The sequence below is a fragment of the Thioalkalivibrio sp. ALE23 genome, from assembly GCF_000378545.1.
In the GTDB taxonomy this organism is placed as follows: domain Bacteria; phylum Pseudomonadota; class Gammaproteobacteria; order Ectothiorhodospirales; family Ectothiorhodospiraceae; genus Thioalkalivibrio.
This window is the reverse complement of the sequence record NZ_KB900035.1, coordinates 197801-217311: the sequence shown is the minus strand read 5'-3', so window position 1 is coordinate 217311 and position 19511 is coordinate 197801. Positions and strand designations below refer to the sequence as shown.

Sequence of the window (19511 nt, the reverse complement as noted above, 5' to 3'; positions counted from 1 at the left end):
CTCAATCCCATAAAGCGTTGACTCCCTGTGACAGTGATGCCGCCCCGTCAGGAGGCGACCGCCTGCTGTTGGCCTTCGGCCGGTTCCGCCGTCTCGAGCCCCGCGAACCGCCCGGTATCGTTCAGTAGCCGATTGAGATCCAGCACGGGGTGGAGCCGGTGGCCCAGATCGAATCCCCCCGTAACAAACGGACGTGCCGCCTCGGGCACGTCCACTTCCAGGCGCCGCTGATGCGGGGCACAGTTACGCATACCCTCTACCCGACTCACCAGCAGCCCGGCCATGCCCTGCCCCTGCGGGGCCACCACGATGCGCTGGCGCGAGCTGTCACCGGCGAGGGGTTCGCCCAGCAGCAGCCGCCCCAGGTCGAACACCGGCAGCACCAGGCCGCGCAGATTGCCGACCCCCAGCACCATGGGATCGGCCAGCGGGACATGGGTCAGGGACATGGGATCGGTCACTTCCGAGATCGCCTCCATGTCCACCAGGAAGCGAAACTCGCCCACGGCCAGGAGCACGCCGCGCCAGCCGGATGAAGAATCGCGCTGGTACTCCCGGTTTACTCGCCGGCTCTCGCGATCCAGGCTCGCGAGCAGCTCAAACGGCGTGGAAGTATCGACCTTCATGCCGACAGATATTTCTCGATCGTCTGCAGCAGGGTGTCCTCGGTGACCGGCTTGGTGATGTAGTCCCGCGCCCCCTGGCGCATGGCCCAGACGCGGTCGGTCGCCTGGTCCTTGGTGCTGACCACTACCACGGGGACATTGGCGGTCTCTTCCTGCCTGGAGAGCTCGCGCGTGGCCTGAAATCCGTTCAGACCGGGCATCACGACGTCCATCAGGACCAGGTCGGGCACCTGGGCCCGCGCGGTCTCGACACCTTCCTCCCCGCTGGCCGCCGTGGATACCGAATACCCGTTCTTCTCGAGCATCGTGCGCAGGACGTGGATCTCGGTGGGGGAGTCGTCAATGATCAGGATACGGGCCATGGCGTTCTTCTTTCCTGGGTTGGTGCACGCGATTCACTCGCGATGGATTCATTCCGGGGTGCCCTGGTGCGCATACTTGCGCATGGCATCCAGGAGGTCGTCCCGCGTGAAGGGCTTGGTGAGATAGTCCTCCGACCCCACGACACGCCCCTTGGCCTTGTCGAACACGCTGTCCTTGCTGGACAGCATGATGACGGGGGTCTCCCTGAACTGCTTGTTGTTCTTGATCAGGGCGCAGGTCTGATACCCGTCCAGACGGGGCATCATGACGTCGATGAAGATGATGTCGGGGCGGGAATCGGCCACCCTCGAGAGGGCCTCGAAGCCGTCCACCGCGGTTTCCACCGCGGCACCGTGCTTCTGCAGCAAGGATTCGGCGGTGCGCCGGATCGTCTTGCTGTCGTCGATCACCATGACCTTCACTCCCTGAAACTCGGTGGCCGAGTCGGCTTCCGCTGGCGCGTCAGACACCTTACCCCCCCTAAGGCTATATGCAGGATCGAATCTAACGAAGTCCCGCGGGATACACAAACATCGAGCGGTAATATTGCTCCGCGTGGCATACTCGACTGACACGGATCACGAAGAAGGCCCGTTATCGTGCCCCACAACATCGCCATCATCATGGACCCCGTCACGGGGATCAAGCCGGCCAAGGACACGACCTTCGCCATGATGCTCGCCGCCCGGGCCCGGGGTCACGCCGTGCACTATCTCGAAATGAACGATCTGTGGGTGGAAGACGGCCGCGCCATGGGCCGCAGCCGCCCGATCGAGGTTCGGGACCGGGCCGAAGCGTTCCACGAACTGGGGACGGAAACCACCGGCCCGCTGGATCGCTTCGATGTCATCCTGATGCGCAAGGATCCACCGGCGGATGCCGAATACCTGTACGCCACCTACACGCTCGAGCTGGCGGAACATGCGGGAGTATGTGTATCGAACCGACCACAGGGGCTGCGCGACATCAATGAGAAGGCGTTCACGGCGCTGTTTCCGGACTGCACCCCGCCGACGCTGATCACCCGTGACCGCGCCCGCATCCGCGCATTCCTCGAGCAGCACGGCGATATCGTGGTCAAGCCGATGGACGGCATGGGCGGGAGTTCGATCTTTCGCATCCGCGAGGGCGATCCGAACACCTCGGTGATCCTCGAGACCATGACCCGGTTCGATCGGCGCACGGTCATCGCGCAGCGCTTTCTGCCGGAGTTCACGGCCGGCGACAAGCGCATCATCATGATCCACGGCGAACCCTTCGAGCATGCCCTGGCACGGATTCCGGCACCCGGTGAATCGCGCGCCAACCTGGCGGCCGGGGGACGGGGAGAAGCCGTGCCACTGACCGCGCGCGACCGCGAGATCTGCGAACGCGTCGGGCCGGAGCTGCGACGGCGTGGCATCCACTTCGCCGGACTGGACGTCATCGGGGAATCCCTGACCGAAATCAACGTCACCTCCCCGACCGGCGTGCGCGAGCTGGACACGGCCTGCGACGCAGACCTCGCCGGCCGCTACATCGATTTCGTGACGGGGGAAACCGCATGAATCCGCGCCGTACCTTGTTTTTCCTGGTCCTCACAGCCCTGATCGCGATGCTGCTGGTGGCCTGCGAACGCACGCCGGAAACCGAGCAACTGCAGTTCCGGGCCTTCGGCACCCTGGTCGAGGTCGCGGTCGCCCCGGCCGGGGAATATGACCTCGCCGGGATCGAACGCGAGCTGCAGGCGGAGCTCGACATCCTGCATGCCTCCTGGCACGCCTGGGAAGAAGGTTCGCTCGGACGCACCAACCAGCTGCTGCCGCTGCAACGCGAATTCAGCGCCCCGCCCTCGGTGCTGCCCCTGATCGAGCAGGGCCGCGCGGTGGAAGAAGCCACCGACGGCCTGTTCAACCCGGCGCTGGGACAGCTGATCGCGGCCTGGGGCTTCCATCAGGACGAACCCGCCGGCCCGCCCCCGGATGCCGACACGCTCGCCGAGCTGCTGGAGGACCCGCCGTCGATGGGGGACATCGAACGCAACGGGGTCCGCCTGACCGGGCACCACCCGGACCTGCAGCTGGACTTCGGCGGACTGGCCAAGGGCGCGGCCGTGGAGCGCGCGCGTGACCTGCTGGCCGACCTGGGCGTGGAGGCGGCCATCGTCAACGCCGGCGGCGACCTGATGACGCTGGGCCGGCCCGCCGGCCGCGACTGGCGCATCGGTATCCGCCACCCGGACGGGGGCACCCTCGGCGGCATCGAACTGGGCGGAGGCGAGGGCCTGTTCACCTCCGGGGACTATGAGCGCGGTTACGAACACGAGGGCGAACGCATCCACCACGTGATCGACCCGCGCACCGGCCGACCGACCGAGGGCGTGCGCTCCGCGACCGTGCTGCATGGGGACGGCGGCCTGGCCGACGCGGCGGCCACCACCCTCATGATCGCCGGCCCCGAACACTGGCCGGAATACGCCGCCCGGCTCGGGATTGACCACGCCCTGGTGGTGCTCGCGGACGGTCGCATCGAGGCCACGCCGGCGATGGCCGCGCGCGTCGAGATCGGGGAGCCCCACCCCGAGCCGGAGGTCCGCGAACGGCCGGAGGCCGGCTCCACACCGTGAGGGTTCCGGGCCTGCGCTGGGGGGACGCGGTCATCGCCGCAACCGGGGCCGGACTGGTCGTGACCGCCTTCATCCTCGCCTGGAACCCCGACGCGGGGACCGGGGCCCGCAGCCTGGTCATCACCCAGGCCGGCGAGCCCGCGCGCCGGGAGCCTCTGGAAGGCCCGCGCGAACTGCGCCTGCAGGGCCCCGCCGGGACTACCCGTGTGGAGATCGAAACCGGGCGCGCGCGCTGCGCGGAATCCCCCGGCACGCAGAACATCTGCGAGGGGGCCGGCTGGCTCTCCACCCACGGCGACATGGCCATCAGCCTGCCCAACCGCCTGACCCTCCGAGTGGAGGGCGCCGAACCCGCCTGGGACAGCATCCATTACTGACCGTGGACGTCGACCGCCCCGCCTCCCGCCGCGATCGCCAGATCGCTGCCCTCGCCGCCATCGCCATCGGAATCCAGATCCTGGAAGCCGCGATCCCCGGTCCCGTCCCGGGCATCAAGCCGGGGCTGGCCAATATCGTGACCCTCGTCACACTGCTCACGCTCGGCTGGCGCGCCGCGGTCGCCGTCACCCTGCTGCGGGTGGTCGGCAGCAGCCTGCTGCTGGGCACCCTCCTGAGCCCTGCCTTCTGGCTCTCGCTGACCGGCGCCCTGGCCGCTCTCGCCGCGCTGGCCCTGCTGGCGCCATTCGCCCCGCGACACGTCGGCGCCACGGGGCTGGCCATCGCGGCCGCCATGGCGCATGTCACCGGGCAGTTCCTGCTCGCCTGGCTGGTGATCATCCCGCACCCGGGCCTGCCCCTGCTTCTGCCACCCCTGTGGCTGGCCGCGCTGATCGCCGGCGCCGCCACCGGTATACTGACCGCCCACGTACTTTCCGATCCCCGGATCCAGCGCCATATCCGCCATGCCCGCCCCCCAGGACCAGCCTGAGCGCCCGGTGCCGACGCCCCCGTCGGAACAAGCCGCCGCACGTCCGAACCATCTCGCCACGATGGTCTTCCTGGCGGTGCTGGCCCACGGGCTCGTGATCCTGGGCATCGGCTTCACCGTGGACCTGCCCGACCCCAGCCCGCGCGAGCCGCTGGACGTTACCCGGGTTGCGGATCCCGAGGCCGCCGCGCCACCCCCCGAGGAAGTCGAGCGCATCGCCGAAATCGACCAGGAGGCGAGCGCCGAAGACCCCGAAGACCAGGAAGCCACCGCCCCCGAGGCCGCAGACGAAGGCACCGGCGAACCCGGCCCCGAAGGCGTGGAGGCCCCGCTGCCGGAACCCGGTCCGCTGGTGGCGCAACCGTCGCCCCCCGAACCCGAACCGCAGCCGGAGAGGCCCGAAGCCGAGGAATCGCCGGAACCGGCCCCGCCCGAGGTCGCCGAACCGGAACCGATCGAGACCCCCGAGGCCGAGCCGCGCCCGGATGCCGCCACCCTGATGAACCGCGGACTGGAGAGCGCCCGCGCGGCCCCGGCGGAGGAACGCCAGAGCTTCGCCGCACGCGGCCAGCGCACCCGCTATCTCGACAGCCTGTCGGCGCGCAGCGCACCGGAGGCGGCCTATCTCCAGGCCTGGATCGACAAGGTCGAACGCGTCGGCAACCTCAACTACCCGGACGAGGCCCGGCGTCAGGGGCTTTCCGGCAGCCTGGTCCTGTCCGTGCGCCTGAACCCCGAAGGTGAACTGATCGATATCCAGGTCGCGCGCAGTTCCGGCGAACCCGTGCTCGACGAAGCCGCCATCCGCATCGTGGAACTGGGCGCCCCCTACGCCCCGTTCACCGAGGCCATGCGCGAGGAATACGACGAACTGGTCATCACCCGTACCTGGGCCTTCCGCCGCGACGAAGTCCGGCAGGTGCGCTGATCACCGGCGTACCCCAAACCCGACACGGTGATTGATCGCAGCCCGGCACAAGCCGATACTGGAACCCATGGATACCGCAAGCTCAGGCACTCTGGAATCGAGCCTGCGCGATCAGTTCCTGATCGCCATGCCGTCCCTCAACGACGGGCTGTTCAGCCACGCCGTGGCCTACGTGTGCGAACACGACGCGGAAGGCGCGCTGGGGCTGGTGATCAACCAGCCAACGGAACTCACGCTGCGCGACCTGCTGCAGCATGTGGAGCTGGAGCCGGCCGACTATCTGCCGGAGCTGCCGGTGTTCCGCGGCGGGCCGGTACAGCCGGAGCACGGGTTCGTGCTGCATTCCTCGGAGCAGCAGTGGCGCGCGACCCAGCCGCTGACCGATCAGGTCAGCCTGACCACCTCGCGTGACATCCTCGAGGCCATCAATGCCGGCGAGGGTCCGCAGCGGGTACTGATCACCCTGGGGCATGCCGGCTGGGGCCCCGGGCAACTGGAAAGCGAGCTGGGCGAAAACGCCTGGCTGACCGCCCCTTCGGATACGGGGATCCTGTTCGAGACGCCGCCGGCGGAGCGCTGGTCGCGCGCGGCCGAACTCATCGGCATCGACGTCAACCTGATCAGCTCGGCCTCCGGGCACGCCTGAACCCGTGGCCTTCCTGGCGTTCGACTACGGGCGCCGCCGCATCGGCGTGGCGGTGGGCGAACCGCTGACCGGTTCGGCGCGGGGCCTGATCACGCTGGCCGGCGGGTCGCCGCCGCCGTGGCCACGCATCGACGCGCTGGTCACGGAATGGCGCCCGGAGGGGTTCGTGGTCGGCTGGCCCACCCAGGCGGATGGCCAGGCGACTCCGCTGGGCCCGGCCATCCGCGAATTCGGCGCGGCGCTCGAAGCGCGCTTCGGCAAGCCGGTATACTGGTCGGACGAGCGGCTGAGCTCGCACCTGGCCCGCGACCGCAGCCGGTCGGGCCGCAACGACCCGGGGCTGGATGCCCATGCCGCGGCCGTCATCCTCGAAGGCTGGTTTCTGGAGAATGCCCATGACGCCTGAAGTCCCCACCCTGCTCGACGACATGGCCGCGCGGACCCGCGAGCTCCTCGAAGCCCGCGGGATCGAGTCCCCGATCGTGGTCGGCATCCATTCCGGCGGCGTATGGATCGCCGAACATCTGCGCGAGCGCCTGGGCATCCAGCGTCCGCTGGGCAAGCTGGACATCAGTTTTTACCGCGATGATTTCTCGCGCATCGGCATGCATCCGCAGGTGCGCCCCTCGGAACTCCCGGAGGACCTGGACGGCGAACACGTGCTGCTGGTGGACGATGTCCTGTACACCGGCCGCACCATCCGCGCCGCCCTGAATGAGCTCTTCGACTGGGGCCGCCCGGCCTCGGTCTCGCTGGTCGTCCTGGTCGAGCGTGACGGCCGGGAACTGCCGGTCTGCGCCGCGGTGGCCGGGGCCCACATGGAGCTGGGCCTGGCCGAGCAGATCAAGCTGCGCGGTCCCGAGCCGCTGAGCCTCGAACGCGTGGCGGTGGAGCCCCCGGAGGGCGCTGACGGATGACGGAGCTGCCCGCCGCGCACACCAGTCGCCTGCCCCAGCCCGGCCCGCTCCCCAACCGCCTGCAGCTGACCGACGAGGGGCAGTTGCGGCACATGCTCACGATCGAGGGGCTGAACCGCACGCTGCTGACCGAGATTCTGGATACCGCCGAATCGTTCGCCAACATGAACGAGAAGGCGGTCAAGAAGGTCCCGCTGCTGCGCGGCAAGACCATCGTGAACCTGTTCTTCGAGGCCAGCACGCGCACGCGCACCACCTTCGAACTGGCCGCCAAGCGGCTGTCCGCCGACGTGCTCAACATCAATGTCAGCACCTCGTCGGCGGTGAAGGGCGAGAGCCTGCTGGACACCCTGCGCAATCTCGAGGCGATGAACGTGGACATGTTCGTGGTGCGCCACGAAGAGAGCGGGACCGCGCATTTCATCGCCCGCCACGCGGCCCCGGGAATCAGCGTGCTCAACGCCGGCGACGGGCGCCACGCCCATCCCACCCAGGCCCTGCTGGACATGTTCACCATCCGGCGACACAAGGGCGATTTCACCAAACTGAAGGTTGCGATCGTCGGCGACATCCTGCATTCGCGGGTGGCGCGCTCGCAGATCCACGCCCTCAACATCCTGCAGACCGGCGAGGTGCGCGTAGTTGCGCCGCGCTCCCTGCTGCCGGCGGATGTCGAGCAGCTGGGCGTGCATGTGCACCATGATCTGGACAGCGGGCTGCAGGACGTCGACGTGGTCATCATGCTGCGCCTGCAGCGCGAACGCATGGAGCACGCCCATCTGCCATCCGAGCACGAGTATTTCCAGCGCTTTGGCCTCACCGCCCGGCGCCTGCAGCTGGCTTCACCCACCTGTCTGGTGATGCACCCCGGCCCGGCCAACCGTGGCGTGGAGATCGAATCCGCGGTCGCCGACGGCCCCCACTCGGTGATCCTGGAACAGGTGACCTACGGGATCTCGGTGCGCATGGCCGTGATGTCCATGGTGATGGGGGCCCACCAGTCATGAGCGTGGTCATCGAAAACGTCCGCATCTTCGACCCCGCCGACGGTTTCGATGCGGTGGGCGACCTGTGCGTCCAGGGCGAAGAGATCCTGGCCCGTGGCAGCACCCCGGAGGGCTTCGAGCCACGCCGGCGCATCGACGGCAGCGGCCTGTGGGTGTTCCCGGGGCTGGTGGACCTGGCCGCGCGCACCCGCGAACCGGGCGAGGAGCACAAGGCGACCATCGCCTCCGAGGCCCGCGCCGCGGCGAGCGGCGGTGTCACCACTCTGGTCATGCCGCCCGACACCCAGCCGCCGGTCGACTCGCCCGCGGTGCTCGAGCTGATCACCCGCCGCGCGCGCGAGGCCTGTGGCGTGCGGGTGTACGCCCTGGGCGCCCTGACCCACGGGCTGGAAGGCCAGCAGCTGGCGGAGATGGCCGCGCTGGTGCGCGCCGGCGCCCCCGGGGTCAGCAACGGGCAGCGCCCGCTGGCCAGCCTGCTGGTGCTGCGCCGCGCGCTGGAATATGCCAGCACCTTCGATCTGGCCACCGTGCTGTCGGCCCAGGATCCGGCGCTGACCGGCTCCGGCTGCGTGCACGAGGGCCCGGTGTCCACCCGCCTCGGGCTCTCGGGCATCCCGGAAGCCGCGGAGACCGCCGCACTGGGTGCCATCCTGGCCCTGGTGGAACAGACCGGGGCACGGGTGCATGTCGCGCGGCTGTCCACCCGGCGGGGCGCGGAGATGATCGCCAAGGCACGCAGCGACGGCCTCCCGATCAGCGCCGACGTGGCCGCCCACCAGCTGTTCCTCACCGAGGTCGACGTAGCCGAATTCAATCCGGACTGCCACGTGATCCCGCCGCTGCGCAGTCAGCGCGACCGCGACGGGCTGCGGGCGGCCGTGGCCGACGGCAGCATCACCGCCATCTGCTCCGATCACCAGCCGCATGAAGCCGACAGCAAGCTGGGGCCGTTCGCCGACACCCTGCCCGGCATCGCCGCGCTGGAGACCCTGCTGCCCCTGACCCTGCGCCTGGTCGAAGACGGACTGCTGACCCTGGAGCAGGCCCTGTCGCGGATCACCACCGGCCCCGCGGAGGTGCTGGGACTGGAACATGGCCGCCTGACGCCCGGCGCGCGGGCCGATTTCGTGCTGTTCGACCCGGGCGCGATCCACGATCTCCAGCGGGATCAGTGGCTCAGCGCCGGCCACAACACCCCGTTTTTCAACTGGACGTTCGGCGGCGAGGTCCGCGAGACCTGGGTCGCCGGACGCCCCACCTGGACCCGCCCCGGCGAGGACGACGCATGAGCCCGCAGCACCCGCCGCATCGCGGCACCCTGTTCGAAGAGTCCGCCCGTATCCTGGCGCATGAAGATGCGGGCAGTGGCCAGTGGATCCTGCGGGTCGAGGCCCCGGAATGCGCGCGACGCGCGCAGCCCGGGCAGTTCGCCCACATCCAGTGCTCGCCGCGCCTGCCGATGCGGCGGCCGCTGTCGATCCAGCGCGTCGACCCCGACGCCGGCTGGGTGGAATTCCTGTACAAGACGGTGGGCGACGGCACCCGCGCGCTGGCGGAACAGCCCGTGGGCCGCAGCCTGCAGGTGCTGGGACCGATCGGCCGGTCGTTCACGCTGCACCCGGAGCGGCCGCGGCGCCTGCTGCTGGGTGGCGGCGTCGGCATCCCGCCGATGATCTTCCTCGCCGACCGTCTGCGCCAGCAGGGCGAGGCGGGCACCACCCGCGCGATCCTGGGATCCGAGGTTCCGTTCCCGTTTCGCCCGCGGCCGTCGCAGATGCTGTGGCCGGGGCTGCCGGAGGGCGCCATCGGCACGCTGCCGCTGCTGGAGGACTGGGGCATCTCCTGCCGCCTCACCTCGAAGGCCGAGATCCCCGGGGCGTTCGACGGCTTCGTCACCGACCTCGCACGCGCCTGGCTGGGCGGACTGCCCCCCGCCGAACGCGGGGAGGTGGAGATCTTTGCCTGCGGGCCGCACCCGATGCTGGAGGCCTGCGCCGAACTGGCCGCGGAATTCGACCTGCCCTGCCAGGTGTCGCTGGAGGAATTCATGGCCTGCGCGGTGGGCGGCTGTGCCGGCTGTACCGTACCGGTGCGCACCGGCGCAGGCGTGGCGATGAAACGGGTCTGTGTCGACGGACCGGTCTTCGCCTCCGCCGACGTCTTCCCCGAACCGGCCCCGTAACGGGCTATTCCGGCGGCTTGAGCTCTTCCTCGCCGCCTTCCTCGGCGGCCCCCACGCCGCCGCCGAAGTTGAGCTTCCACTCGAGGTTGGCGCGCGAATCGGCCTTGCTCAGCGCCTCGTTGAGCATCACGTCACCCGACTTGAAGAGCTTCACGATCGCCTGGTCGAAGGTCTGCATGCCGACCGAGGCTGACTTCGCCATGACCTCCTTGATCTCCCCGATCTCTTCCTTGTGGATCAGCTCGGAGATGTAGGGCGTGTTCACAAGGACCTCCAGCGCCGCCACCCGCGAGCCATCCTTCTTCTGCAGCAGGCGCTGGCCGATGATCGCCCGCAGGTTCAGGGACAGGTCCGACAAGATCTGCGAACGGTGATCCTCGGGGAACAGGTTGATGATGCGGTCCAGCGCCTGCGAGGCGTTGGTGGCATGCAGGGTCGACAGCACCAGATGCCCGGTGTCGGCGTAGTTGAGTGCGGCGCGCATGGTCTCGCGGTTACGCACCTCGCCCACCATGATCACGTCCGGCGCCTCGCGCATGCCCTCCTGCAGGGCGTGCTCGTAACTGGGCGTGTCGATCCCCACCTCGCGCTGGCCGACGATCGCCCGCTTGTGCCGGAACAGGAACTCGATCGGGTCCTCGACGGTAAGTATATGCCCGGTATCGATGGTCAGGCGGTGGTCGATCATCGCCGCCAGGGTCGTGGACTTCCCGGTCCCGGTGGAACCCACGACCAGGATCAGGCCGTCACGGTAGTTCATGAAATCCTTCAGCACCGGCGGCAGGCCCAGCTGCTCGATGGTGGGGATGGCGCTGCGGATGTAGCGGATGACCATCGCCACCTCGCCGCGCTGGCGATAGACGTTCACGCGGAAGCGGCCCAGCCCCTGGCGGGTGAGGCCGAAATTGACCGCGGTCTCCTCGTCGAAGATGCGCGCCTGATGGTCGTTCATCATCTCGCGGGCAATGCCCTCGGTCTGCCCCGGCGCCAGGGCCCGTCGCGCGATGGGCTGCAGCACGCCATCCACCTTGATCGACGCCGGCGCCCCGGTGAGGAAGAACAGGTCCGAGGCCGATTTCTGCGCCATCAGCTTGAGATAGGGCTCGATCTGCAGCTGGCGCTTCGCGGGCTCCCCGGCGGCCGCCCCGTCCGAACCGGTGTTCTGTGCTTCAGCGGACACGGAAATCCTCCGGATCGTCTTCCACCGAAATCCCTCCGCCGGTATCGGCCACTGCCGGGGCACCGTCGCGCCGCGCGCGCTCGCTGTCGAGCTTGATGCGCAGGCGCAGGTCGTTCACCGAGTCGGCGTTGCGCAGGGCCTCGTCGTAACTGATCTCGCCGCTCTCGTAGAGGTCGAACAGCGCCTGGTCGAAGGTCTGCATGCCCTGCTCGCGCGAGCGCGAGATCAGCTCCTTCATGTCGTGCACCGCACCCTTGAGCATCAGATCCGCCATCAGGGGGGTGTTAATCAGGATCTCCACCGCCGGCACACGCCCCTGGTCGTCCTCGCGGCGCACCAGACGCTGCGAAACCACCGCCTTGAGGTTCAGCGAAAGATCCATCAGCAGCTGTTCGCGCCGGTCCTCGGGAAAGAAGTTGATGATGCGATCCAGCGCCTGGTTGGTGCTGTTCGCGTGCAGCGTGGACAGGCACAGATGACCGGTCTCGGCGAAGGCCACCGCGTAGTCCATGGTCTCGCGGTCGCGAATCTCGCCGATCAGGATCACGTCCGGCGCCTGACGCAGCGTATTCTTCAGCGCGATCTGGTAGTCCTGGGTATCCACCCCGACCTCACGCTGGGTCACGATGCTCTTGCCGTGCTGATGCACGAATTCGATCGGATCCTCGATGGTCACGATGTGATCCGACGATGACCGGTTGCGATGACCGATCATCGCCGCCAGCGAGGTCGACTTGCCCGAGCCTGTACCCCCGACAAAGATCACCAGGCCGCGCTTCTCCATGGTGATCTCTTCCAGCTGCGGCGGCATGCGGATGTCCTCGAAGCGCGGGATCTCCGAATTGATCACGCGCATGACCATCCCCGCGCTGCCACGCTGGGTGAAGACGTTCACGCGGAAGCGCGAGATGCTCGCCAGACCGACCGCGAAGTTGCATTCCTGATTACGCTCGAATTCGGCCGACTGCTTGTCGTTCATCATCGCGCGCGCCAGTGCCTGGGTATGCGACGGGGTCAGTTTCTGCTCCGTCAGCGGTACCACGCGACCGTCGATCTTGGCCGCCGGCGGCATGCCCACGGTGATGAACAGGTCCGACCCGCCCCGGTCCACCAGGGCCTTCATCAGGTCGTGCATGTACTTGATCGCCTTGTCACGATCCATGGGCATCCTCCGATTGGCGTGGCCGCCCCGCCGGGCGACCACGGCGATGGCTCGAGTTTACAGCGCGTCGGGGTTCACGGCCTTGCGGCGGGCGTCCTCGCGACTCACCTGGCCCTGGGCCAGCAGATCCTTCAGGCACTGGTCGAGGGTCTGCATGCCGGTGCCAGCGCTGGTCTGGATGGTGGAATACATCTGCGCGATCTTGTTCTCGCGGATCAGGTTCCGGATCGCCGGGGTTCCCAGCATGATCTCGTGGGCCGCGATGCGTCCGCCGCCGATCTTCTTCATCAGGGTCTGCGAGATCACCGCACGCATGGATTCCGACAGCATCGCGCGCACCATGTCCTTTTCCGCCGCCGGGAAGACGTCGATGATGCGGTCGATGGTCTTGGGCGCGGAACTGGTGTGCAGCGTGCCGAACACCAGGTGCCCGGTCTCGGCCGCGGTCAGTGCCAGACGGATGGTCTCGAGGTCACGCAGCTCGCCGACCAGGATGGTGTCCGGGTCTTCACGCAGCGCCGAGCGCAGGGCCTCGGAGAAGCCGTGGGTATCGCGATGCACCTCGCGCTGGTTCATCAGCGACTTTTTCGACTCGTGCACGAATTCGATCGGATCCTCGATGGTGAGGATGTGCCCGTAGTCGTTCTCGTTGCGGTGGTTGACCATCGCCGCCAGCGTGGTCGATTTCCCCGAGCCGGTCGGCCCGGTGACCAGCACCAGTCCGCGCGGGTAGTTGGAGATGTCCTCGAAGATCTTGGGGGTGGCCAGGTCCTCCAGGGTCAGGACCTTGGAGGGGATGGTACGGAACACCGCCGCCGCGCCGCGGTCCTGGTTGAAGGCATTGACACGGAAGCGCGCCAGTCCCGAAACCTCGAACGAGAAGTCCGTCTCCAGGAACTCTTCGTAGTCCTTGCGCTGACGGTCGTTCATGATGTCGTAGATCAGGCCCTGCACTTCCTTGTGCTCCATCACCGGGACATTCACCCGGCGCATGTCGCCATCGATGCGCACCATCGGCGGCATGCCCGCGGAGATGTGCAGGTCCGAGGCCCCGTTCTTGACCGAAAACGCCAGCAGCTGCGTGATATCCATTCAATCCCCCGTTGTTCCGGGCCGCCGCGCGCTCCGTCCGTGGCGACCGTGGATGGCGCCGATAAAGACACCACTTCTGATCATGTCTTCAGGACTATATCATAGGCCAATGACCACGCCAGAAGCCGCCCTCGAACGAGTTCACGCCCGCATCACGCAGGCCTGCCACCATGCCGGCCGTCCGCGGGATTCCGTCCACCTGCTGGCGGTCTCCAAGACCCGCGATGTCGCGGAAATCCGGGCCCTGCACCGCCTCGGCCAGACGGCTTTCGGGGAGAACTACGTGCAGGAGTTCATCGAGAAGCACGACGCCCTGGAGGCTCCCCCGGAACCGGCCGGGATCGAATGGCACTTCATCGGCCCGCTGCAGAGCAACAAGACCCGCGCGGTGGCCGAACGCGCCGCCTGGGTCCACACCCTGGAACGCGAGAAGATCGCGCGACGCCTGAGCGAGCAGCGTCCCGAACACCTCGGTCCACTGCAGGTCTGCATCCAGGTCAATGTCTCCGGCGAACCGCAGAAGGCGGGCGTGGAGCCGGACGCACTCGCGGCGCTGGCGGACGCGATCGCCGCCCTGCCGCACCTGCATCTGCGCGGCCTGATGACCCTGCCGGCGGCCGAAACCGACCCGGAACGCCAGCGCATCCCGTTCGCCCGCCTGCGCGAATTGCGCGACGACCTCTGCCGTCGCGGCCACGAACTCGATACCCTGTCCATGGGGATGTCGGGCGACCTGGAGGCCGCCATCCTCGAGGGGGCCACTCTGGTCCGCATCGGTACCGACCTGTTCGGCCCGCGCCCGACACCACCAGCCTGAATCCACCACCCGAGCCCGGAGCCCGCATGTCCACGCATTCCCGCGCAGTCGCCTTCATCGGTGCCGGCAATATGGGCGAGGCCCTGATCCAGGGGCTGGTCGACAGCGGCCGTGAACCGTCCAGCCTGGCCATCGCCGACAGCCGTCCCGAGCGCATCGACGCCCTGCAGCAGCGTTTTCCCGGGCTGGGGGCCGGCGCGGCGGAAGAACTCGCCGGCGACAGCGCCATCCTGGTGCTGGCGGTCAAGCCGCAGACCCTGCCCGAGGTCGCGCCGACGCTGCGCGACGCAGTAGCCAGCGGCGACCCGCTGGTGGTCTCCGTGGCCGCCGGGGTCACCACCGCCCGGCTGGGCGAATGGCTGGGACCGCAGGCGCGCATCGTACGGGCCATGCCCAACACGCCCGCGCTGGTGGGCGCCGGTGTCACCGGCCTGTTCGCCGGGCCCGGCGTGGGCGAGGAAGACCGCCGGGCTGCAACGGCCCTGATGGAGGCCGTCGGCCGCGCCCTGTGGGTGGAAGACGAAGAACTGATGCACGCCGTGACCGCGACTTCCGGCAGCGGTCCGGCCTATGTCTTCCTGATCATCGAGGCCATGCAGGCCGCCGCCGAAGAACTGGGGCTGCCGGCGGAGACGGCGCGCGAACTGACCCTGGGCACCCTGGCCGGGGCCACCCGGCTGGCGGCCAACAGCCCCGAGGATGCCGCGGAGCTGCGCCGGCGCGTCACCTCGCCCGGGGGCACCACCGAACAGGCCGTCAACGCGCTCGAGCAAGGCGATCTGCGCGGCCTCATGAAGCGTGCCATGCAGGCGGCGGCGGCGCGCAGCGAGGAACTCGGCCGGGGCTGACGGGATCGCCCCGGCCATGTCCCTTGGCTTCCCGACAACCCTGGAGGAAAATACGCGTCTTCATTCGCGCCGCGCAGACCGCCAGGAGCCAGCATGAACCCCGGAGCCATGACCACCGGCCAGGAGATCCTCAACTTCCTCATCGGCGTTGCCTTCGGCATCGCCATCATCCTGCTGATGCTGCGGGTCATCTTCGGGCTGGTGCGGGCCGACTACCGCAACCCGATCTCGCAGACCATCCTGATGCTGACCACGCCGCCGCTGAACCTGCTGCGGCCGATCATCCCCTCCATCGGGCGCGTCGACACGGCAGCCATCGTGTTGATGGTCGTCCTCAAATTCCTGGAACTGTGGCTGCGCGTCGCCGTACTGGGCATGCAAGCCGACCCGGTGGTCCTGCTGCTGGTGGCTGTCCGCGAACTCCTGATCACCACGATCTGGGTGTTCATCATCGCCCTGATCGTCGAAGTCGTGATGAGCTGGGTACAGGCCGGCGGCGGGGGCGGCTACAACCCCATCGCGCGGCTGGCGGCCGACGTGAACCGCCCGATCCTGGGCCCGCTGCGGCGCATGCTCCCGTCCACCGGGGCCATCGACTTCTCGCCGATGATCGCACTGGTCGGGCTGTATATCCTGACCATCATCGTACGCGGCATCTTCTGAGATCCGGCTGCGCAAATCACGTCAGACGGACTAGACTGGAATCAGGGGCGGAACCCGCCGCCCGGCTCCGGTATGGATCCCGGGGCATGGTTCAAGCGAATGAGGAGTCCGATATGACAAGAGTGCAGCGTGTTCTCGGTGGCGTCGTCTCGATCGTGGCCGCCCTCGCCCTCGGCAGTTCGGTGGCGAACGCGAACGAGACCGGGTTCGACGATCACGTGGTCTATTACAACGTCATCAACACCACCTTCCTGTCGCCCGAAGTTGCGCGTGCCTATGACGTCCGTCGCAGCAGCAACCGTGCAATGATCAACGTCACCGTCATGGAACGCACCGATGACGGTCTGCAGGCCGTTTCCGCCGATGTCAGCGGCAACGCGGTCAACATGAACCAGCAGTCGCGCAGCCTGCGCTTTCGCGAGATCGAGGACGGCGACGCGATCTACCACCTCTCGGAAATGACGGTGCGCGCGGGCGAAGAAATGACCTTCAATCTGGAGATCACGCCGGCGGGGTCGGACGTGGTCCTGCCGATCGAGTTCGAGCAGAAGTTCTACGTCGACTGACGCGGCCTCGACCCCGGCCATCCCGCCTGCCGCCGGGGCGGTCTCCGCCCCGGCTTCGACCCGCGCCCGCCGCTACAGCTACAGCAGCAGCGCCACCAGCATCCCCGCGCCATAGAGGACGATCGCCGCGCCCGCGAACTGGCGCACCCGGGGCTTGCGCACGAAACCCGCCAGCTTCGCCGCGAACACCCCCATCAGCAACAGGTTGGGCAGCGTCCCCAGCGCGAAGGCCGCCATCAGCGCCGCGCCCTCCAGCGCGCCGCCGGCGCTCAGCGACCAGGCCAGTACGCTATAGACCAGACCGCAGGGCAGCCAGCCCCACAGCCCGCCAACCACCAGCGCCTGCCCCGGATTGCGCACCGGCAGAAAGCGCCGGCCCAGCGGCTCGATCCGCCGCCACAGCACCCCGCCCACCTGCTCCAGGCGCGCCAGCACCGGCCACCACCCGGCAATGTAGAGTCCCAGCAGTATCAGGAAGATCGCGGCCACCACCTGCAGGATGGTCTGCCCCGCGGGCAGCCCCCCGAGCAGCGTGGCACCCAGCCAGCCCGCCAGCGCCCCGGCGATGACATAACTGGTCATGCGGCCGATGTTGTAGCCCAGCAGCAGCGGCCACACCGGGCCACGGCGCCCGGCATGCCCCATGGAAATGGCCCCCACGATCCCGCCGCACATCCCGAGGCAGTGCACCCCGCCGAGGATGCCCACCGCGGCGGCCGCCAGCAGCGTACCCGGATCAGCCATAATGTCGTGCGACCGTCATTCCCGGCCGCCCTGTTCTTCCGGTGCCTCGCCGCGCTCCTCCAGCACCGCCAGCTTGGTGCGGATGAACGTGGCGTGCGGCACGTAGAGCAGATCGGCCAGGTGCCGGATCACCGCCTCCTGGCGCTTGTGCAGCTCGTCGTTGGCCAGCGCCGAGCGCCACAGGGCCTTCATGATCGCCGCCTTCTGATCGGCATTGAAGGCGGCGTTCACCTCGCGCACCACCGGGTGCAGGGAGACCAGCGCATCGCTCTTTTCCCGCGCGATGTCCAGCAGGGCATCGGCCGCCTCGTCGTCCAGTCCGAACATCTCGATCAGGTTGGCGCGCACGCTCTCCAGCTCCGCATCCACCAGCTGGAAGTCGGCCCGGCATACCTCCATCATCAGCGCGGCCGCAGCGCGCTGCAGGCGCTCCTGTTCGTCGCCGGTCTCGCTGTCACTGCGTTCGGCGCGCATCAGCTGCTGCCAGCGCGCCCGCAACTGCTCAATCATCGTCTGTCTGCTCCCGGTGAAGGCCCATCGTTGAGGCCATGACCATGCCCCCGGGTTCCGCGGCGACCACCCCGCCCCCGTCCCGGTCTCTGGCGGCGTTCCCGCGCGGCCCATAATTTGTAGCCATGAACCCGGAACCCGACCTGCTCCTGCTCTCCGGCGGCATCGAAAGCGCCGCCCTGCTGCGCCGGTGGTGCGCCGACAACCGCCCCGTCATCGCCGCCTGGGCCGACTATGGCCAGCGCAATGCCGCGCGTGAGCGGGCTGCCGTGCGCGCCCTGGCCGAAGCCGAGGGCGTGCGCCTGGAGACCGTGGAAACCGGGGCCCTGCGCGAGGCGTTCACCCGGCGTTCCGACTGGGTCGGGCATGTCCCGCTGCCGCAGCGCAATCTGCTGATCCTGGCCCTGGCGGTCAACCTGGCCCAGCACCACGGGACCGGACGCATCCTGCTCGCGCTCAACCGCGAGGACGCCGGGCACGGCCCGGGCAGCCGCGCGGCCTTCCTGCAGGACTTCGGCTCGCTGGCCGCCCGGCTGGTTCCCGGCCTGTCGGTGGCCGCCCCGCTGCGGGAGCTCGGCAAGGCCGATATCATCCGCCGGGGCGGACAGGACGGAGTGCCATGGCGCCTGACCTGGAGCTGCCTCCTGGGTCAGGAACGCCATTGCGGCCGCTGCCCCCAGTGCCACGCCCGCCAGGCCGCCTTCGCCGCCGCCGGCGTCCCCGACCCGACCGACTACCGCCAGCCACCCGGACCACGGACACCATGACCGAAGAAACCCCGCGCCACATCCTCGAACGCCTGGAAATCGCCATCCTGACCGGCGAAACCCTGCAGCTGCACTGGGCCGGCCCCGATGACGGGCCCGATGCCGGCCGCGCCTGGATGGGCCGGGTCACCCCGCGCGAGGTCACCGCGGACGACCACGGGCATCACTGGCTGGAAGGCACCTGCGAGGGCGAGACCGTGCACATCCGTCTGGACCGGATCCGCAACATGCCCACGCCGGTCAAGTGAGCCCGTCCAGCAGATCCGACAGGTCCTCCAGCAGCACCCGGTCATCGCTTGTCATCGGGGTGCCGCTCTCGTCCGGGTAGCGCATGCCGCGCAGCTGGGCGATGCCCGCCCGGTGCGCGCTGGCGAGCGCATGCAGGTTGTCATCCACCAGCAGGGTGCGCGCAGGGTCGTGGGGTGCCACCGCCTGCAGGCGTTCCCAGAAGGTCGCGTCCTCCTTGGCACAGAACAGGTCATGGGCGGAGACAATGCGGTCGAGATGGTCCCCGATCCCGGTCAGGCGGTGCTTGAAGGCATACACCTCGGGATGCGCGTTGGTCACCAGCACCCGTTCCCGCCCGCTGGCGGCGATCCGGTCCAGGACCTCGACGGCGTGCGGCTTGATCGCCACGTGATGGGCCAGTTCGCGCTTGAGCGCGAGCACATCGAGACCGGTGAAATGCGTCCAGTGGTCGACGCAGTACCACTCCAGGCGCCCGCGCACCCGCTGCATCTCGTCTTCCAGCCGCCGGCGCGCGCATTCCGGATCATCGGGCTGGCAGCGCATGTATTCCTGCGGGATCAGCTCCCCCCAGAACCGGTTGTCGAAGTGCAGGTCCAGCAGCGTGCCGTCCATATCGAACAGCACGGTATCCACCCGCGACCAGTCCACCGGCGTGGCGGGCGTCTCGGGATTTTTCGCGCGGGTCTGCGAGTCCATGGGATGTGGGGAAGC

26 protein-coding genes are annotated in these 19511 nt (G+C 68.6%); 17 read left to right on the top strand and 9 right to left on the bottom strand.

Translation table 11 applies throughout. From position 1 onward, the window contains the following. Positions 1 to 47: 47 nt before the first annotated feature. Genes F573_RS0111380 through F573_RS0111370 form a run of 3 tightly spaced genes read right to left on the bottom strand, consistent with a single transcriptional unit; the run spans position 48 to position 1459 of the window. On the bottom strand, positions 48 to 626 hold the full coding sequence (locus F573_RS0111380; RefSeq protein ID WP_019022683.1) for a chemotaxis protein CheW: 579 nt from the start codon (positions 624 to 626) through the stop codon (positions 48 to 50). After that, a complete protein-coding gene (locus tag F573_RS0111375) occupies positions 623 to 988 on the bottom strand; it encodes a PleD family two-component system response regulator (protein ID WP_018869688.1) in 366 nt (121 codons plus the stop codon). Before F573_RS0111375 ends, F573_RS0111380 begins: the two co-directional genes overlap by 4 nt. A gap of 48 nt (positions 989 to 1036) precedes the next feature. Beyond that, positions 1037 to 1459, bottom strand: coding sequence for a PleD family two-component system response regulator (locus F573_RS0111370; protein WP_026279473.1), 423 nt, complete (start codon positions 1457 to 1459; stop codon positions 1037 to 1039). Between the two features lie 129 nt (positions 1460 to 1588). On the opposite strand from F573_RS0111370, the gene gshB reads away from it, so the two are divergent. The 11 genes from gshB (at position 1589) to F573_RS0111315 (ending at position 10202) form a co-directional block, all read left to right on the top strand. Then, positions 1589 to 2536 carry a glutathione synthase gene (gene gshB, locus F573_RS0111365; RefSeq protein ID WP_019022682.1) on the top strand — a complete coding sequence of 316 codons (948 nt, stop codon included), beginning with the start codon at positions 1589 to 1591 and terminating at the stop codon, positions 2534 to 2536. Next, a complete protein-coding gene (locus F573_RS0111360) occupies positions 2533 to 3594 on the top strand; it encodes an FAD:protein FMN transferase (RefSeq protein WP_019022681.1) in 1062 nt (353 codons plus the stop codon). Before gshB ends, F573_RS0111360 begins: the two co-directional genes overlap by 4 nt. Continuing rightward, on the top strand, positions 3591 to 3971 hold the full coding sequence (locus tag F573_RS0111355) for a NusG domain II-containing protein (RefSeq protein ID WP_018869684.1): 381 nt from the start codon (positions 3591 to 3593) through the stop codon (positions 3969 to 3971). The genes F573_RS0111360 and F573_RS0111355 overlap by 4 nt, the downstream gene beginning before the upstream one ends. 2 nt (positions 3972 to 3973) lie before the next feature. After that, a complete protein-coding gene (locus F573_RS0111350; RefSeq protein ID WP_018869683.1) occupies positions 3974 to 4522 on the top strand; it encodes a Gx transporter family protein in 549 nt (182 codons plus the stop codon). Continuing rightward, complete coding sequence (locus tag F573_RS0111345; RefSeq protein ID WP_019022680.1) at positions 4497 to 5450, top strand: energy transducer TonB; 954 nt, start codon at positions 4497 to 4499, stop codon at positions 5448 to 5450. Before F573_RS0111350 ends, F573_RS0111345 begins: the two co-directional genes overlap by 26 nt. Positions 5451 to 5517: 67 nt before the next feature. Continuing rightward, positions 5518 to 6096 carry a YqgE/AlgH family protein gene (locus F573_RS0111340; RefSeq protein WP_019022679.1) on the top strand — a complete coding sequence of 193 codons (579 nt, stop codon included), beginning with the start codon at positions 5518 to 5520 and terminating at the stop codon, positions 6094 to 6096. 4 nt (positions 6097 to 6100) lie between these two features. Further along, the gene (gene ruvX, locus F573_RS0111335; RefSeq protein ID WP_019022678.1) at positions 6101 to 6502 is read left to right on the top strand and encodes a Holliday junction resolvase RuvX; all 402 of its coding nucleotides are present in this window, start codon (positions 6101 to 6103) and stop codon (positions 6500 to 6502) included. Beyond that, complete coding sequence (gene pyrR, locus F573_RS0111330) at positions 6492 to 7013, top strand: bifunctional pyr operon transcriptional regulator/uracil phosphoribosyltransferase PyrR (protein ID WP_019022677.1); 522 nt, start codon at positions 6492 to 6494, stop codon at positions 7011 to 7013. The genes ruvX and pyrR overlap by 11 nt, the downstream gene beginning before the upstream one ends. Continuing rightward, a complete protein-coding gene (locus tag F573_RS0111325) occupies positions 7010 to 8020 on the top strand; it encodes an aspartate carbamoyltransferase catalytic subunit (protein WP_018869678.1) in 1011 nt (336 codons plus the stop codon). The genes pyrR and F573_RS0111325 overlap by 4 nt, the downstream gene beginning before the upstream one ends. Continuing rightward, positions 8017 to 9309, top strand: a complete 1293-nt coding sequence (locus F573_RS0111320; protein ID WP_019022676.1) for a dihydroorotase — start codon at positions 8017 to 8019, stop codon at positions 9307 to 9309. Before F573_RS0111325 ends, F573_RS0111320 begins: the two co-directional genes overlap by 4 nt. Further along, entirely contained in the window at positions 9306 to 10202 is an 897-nt protein-coding gene (locus F573_RS0111315) for a dihydroorotate dehydrogenase electron transfer subunit (RefSeq protein WP_019022675.1), read from the top strand. The genes F573_RS0111320 and F573_RS0111315 overlap by 4 nt, the downstream gene beginning before the upstream one ends. 4 nt (positions 10203 to 10206) lie before the next feature. Here F573_RS0111315 and F573_RS0111310 read toward each other — a convergent pair whose 3' ends face one another. The 3 genes from F573_RS0111310 to F573_RS0111300 are packed head-to-tail and all read right to left on the bottom strand — an operon-like array spanning position 10207 to position 13636. Further along, positions 10207 to 11316, bottom strand: coding sequence for a PilT/PilU family type 4a pilus ATPase (locus F573_RS0111310; RefSeq protein WP_026300893.1), 1110 nt, complete (start codon positions 11314 to 11316; stop codon positions 10207 to 10209). 55 nt (positions 11317 to 11371) lie between these two features. Then, complete coding sequence (locus F573_RS0111305; protein ID WP_019022673.1) at positions 11372 to 12544, bottom strand: PilT/PilU family type 4a pilus ATPase; 1173 nt, start codon at positions 12542 to 12544, stop codon at positions 11372 to 11374. Positions 12545 to 12601: 57 nt separating this feature from the next. Further along, positions 12602 to 13636, bottom strand: a complete 1035-nt coding sequence (locus F573_RS0111300) for a type IV pilus twitching motility protein PilT (RefSeq protein ID WP_019022672.1) — start codon at positions 13634 to 13636, stop codon at positions 12602 to 12604. A 109-nt stretch (positions 13637 to 13745) separates the two neighbouring features. On the opposite strand from F573_RS0111300, the gene F573_RS0111295 reads away from it, so the two are divergent. The 4 genes from F573_RS0111295 to F573_RS0111280 all read left to right on the top strand — a co-directional run bounded on the left by F573_RS0111295 (position 13746) and on the right by F573_RS0111280 (position 16530). Further along, positions 13746 to 14453: a YggS family pyridoxal phosphate-dependent enzyme gene (locus F573_RS0111295; RefSeq protein ID WP_018869672.1), complete on the top strand. Its 708-nt coding sequence runs from the start codon at positions 13746 to 13748 to the stop codon at positions 14451 to 14453. Positions 14454 to 14479: 26 nt separating this feature from the next. Continuing rightward, entirely contained in the window at positions 14480 to 15301 is an 822-nt protein-coding gene (proC, locus tag F573_RS0111290; protein WP_018869671.1) for a pyrroline-5-carboxylate reductase, read from the top strand. Positions 15302 to 15394: 93 nt separating this feature from the next. Then, the gene (locus tag F573_RS0111285) at positions 15395 to 15964 is read left to right on the top strand and encodes a YggT family protein (protein WP_019022671.1); all 570 of its coding nucleotides are present in this window, start codon (positions 15395 to 15397) and stop codon (positions 15962 to 15964) included. Positions 15965 to 16077: 113 nt separating this feature from the next. Beyond that, complete coding sequence (locus tag F573_RS0111280) at positions 16078 to 16530, top strand: DUF4426 domain-containing protein (protein WP_026300892.1); 453 nt, start codon at positions 16078 to 16080, stop codon at positions 16528 to 16530. Between the two features lie 78 nt (positions 16531 to 16608). Here F573_RS0111280 and F573_RS0111275 read toward each other — a convergent pair whose 3' ends face one another. Both F573_RS0111275 and F573_RS0111270 read right to left on the bottom strand, forming a co-directional pair. Continuing rightward, a complete protein-coding gene (locus tag F573_RS0111275; RefSeq protein WP_019022669.1) occupies positions 16609 to 17274 on the bottom strand; it encodes a sulfite exporter TauE/SafE family protein in 666 nt (221 codons plus the stop codon). 15 nt (positions 17275 to 17289) lie between these two features. Continuing rightward, the gene (locus F573_RS0111270; protein WP_019022668.1) at positions 17290 to 17784 is read right to left on the bottom strand and encodes a TerB family tellurite resistance protein; all 495 of its coding nucleotides are present in this window, start codon (positions 17782 to 17784) and stop codon (positions 17290 to 17292) included. 125 nt (positions 17785 to 17909) lie between these two features. Between F573_RS0111270 and F573_RS0111260 the strand changes: the two genes are divergently transcribed. Both F573_RS0111260 and F573_RS0111255 read left to right on the top strand, forming a co-directional pair. Next, positions 17910 to 18551: a 7-cyano-7-deazaguanine synthase gene (locus tag F573_RS0111260; RefSeq protein WP_019022666.1), complete on the top strand. Its 642-nt coding sequence runs from the start codon at positions 17910 to 17912 to the stop codon at positions 18549 to 18551. Next, positions 18548 to 18799, top strand: a complete 252-nt coding sequence (locus F573_RS0111255) for a hypothetical protein (RefSeq protein WP_018937096.1) — start codon at positions 18548 to 18550, stop codon at positions 18797 to 18799. Before F573_RS0111260 ends, F573_RS0111255 begins: the two co-directional genes overlap by 4 nt. Here F573_RS0111255 and F573_RS0111250 read toward each other — a convergent pair. Further along, positions 18792 to 19496, bottom strand: coding sequence for an HAD family hydrolase (locus F573_RS0111250; protein ID WP_038033326.1), 705 nt, complete (start codon positions 19494 to 19496; stop codon positions 18792 to 18794). The genes F573_RS0111255 and F573_RS0111250 overlap by 8 nt on opposite strands. Positions 19497 to 19511 lie beyond the last annotated feature (15 nt).

Bases quoted from the DNA above. Each gene is read 5' to 3' on its own strand.
- F573_RS0111380 (WP_019022683.1), bottom strand. From the start codon at position 626: ATGAAGGTCGATACTTCCACGCCGTTTGAGCTGCTCGCGAGCCTGGAT.
- F573_RS0111375 (WP_018869688.1), bottom strand. From the start codon at position 988: ATGGCCCGTATCCTGATCATTGACGACTCCCCCACCGAGATCCACGTC.
- F573_RS0111360 (WP_019022681.1), top strand. From the start codon at position 2,533: ATGAATCCGCGCCGTACCTTGTTTTTCCTGGTCCTCACAGCCCTGATC.
- F573_RS0111345 (WP_019022680.1), top strand. From the start codon at position 4,497: ATGCCCGCCCCCCAGGACCAGCCTGAGCGCCCGGTGCCGACGCCCCCG.
- F573_RS0111340 (WP_019022679.1), top strand. From the start codon at position 5,518: ATGGATACCGCAAGCTCAGGCACTCTGGAATCGAGCCTGCGCGATCAG.
- pyrR (WP_019022677.1), top strand. From the start codon at position 6,492: ATGACGCCTGAAGTCCCCACCCTGCTCGACGACATGGCCGCGCGGACC.
- F573_RS0111325 (WP_018869678.1), top strand. From the start codon at position 7,010: ATGACGGAGCTGCCCGCCGCGCACACCAGTCGCCTGCCCCAGCCCGGC.
- F573_RS0111320 (WP_019022676.1), top strand. From the start codon at position 8,017: ATGAGCGTGGTCATCGAAAACGTCCGCATCTTCGACCCCGCCGACGGT.
- F573_RS0111315 (WP_019022675.1), top strand. From the start codon at position 9,306: ATGAGCCCGCAGCACCCGCCGCATCGCGGCACCCTGTTCGAAGAGTCC.
- F573_RS0111305 (WP_019022673.1), bottom strand. From the start codon at position 12,544: ATGGATCGTGACAAGGCGATCAAGTACATGCACGACCTGATGAAGGCC.
- F573_RS0111300 (WP_019022672.1), bottom strand. From the start codon at position 13,636: ATGGATATCACGCAGCTGCTGGCGTTTTCGGTCAAGAACGGGGCCTCG.
- F573_RS0111295 (WP_018869672.1), top strand. From the start codon at position 13,746: ATGACCACGCCAGAAGCCGCCCTCGAACGAGTTCACGCCCGCATCACG.
- proC (WP_018869671.1), top strand. From the start codon at position 14,480: ATGTCCACGCATTCCCGCGCAGTCGCCTTCATCGGTGCCGGCAATATG.
- F573_RS0111285 (WP_019022671.1), top strand. From the start codon at position 15,395: ATGAACCCCGGAGCCATGACCACCGGCCAGGAGATCCTCAACTTCCTC.
- F573_RS0111280 (WP_026300892.1), top strand. From the start codon at position 16,078: ATGACAAGAGTGCAGCGTGTTCTCGGTGGCGTCGTCTCGATCGTGGCC.
- F573_RS0111275 (WP_019022669.1), bottom strand. From the start codon at position 17,274: ATGGCTGATCCGGGTACGCTGCTGGCGGCCGCCGCGGTGGGCATCCTC.
- F573_RS0111270 (WP_019022668.1), bottom strand. From the start codon at position 17,784: ATGATTGAGCAGTTGCGGGCGCGCTGGCAGCAGCTGATGCGCGCCGAA.
- F573_RS0111260 (WP_019022666.1), top strand. From the start codon at position 17,910: ATGAACCCGGAACCCGACCTGCTCCTGCTCTCCGGCGGCATCGAAAGC.
- F573_RS0111255 (WP_018937096.1), top strand. From the start codon at position 18,548: ATGACCGAAGAAACCCCGCGCCACATCCTCGAACGCCTGGAAATCGCC.
- F573_RS0111250 (WP_038033326.1), bottom strand. From the start codon at position 19,496: ATGGACTCGCAGACCCGCGCGAAAAATCCCGAGACGCCCGCCACGCCG.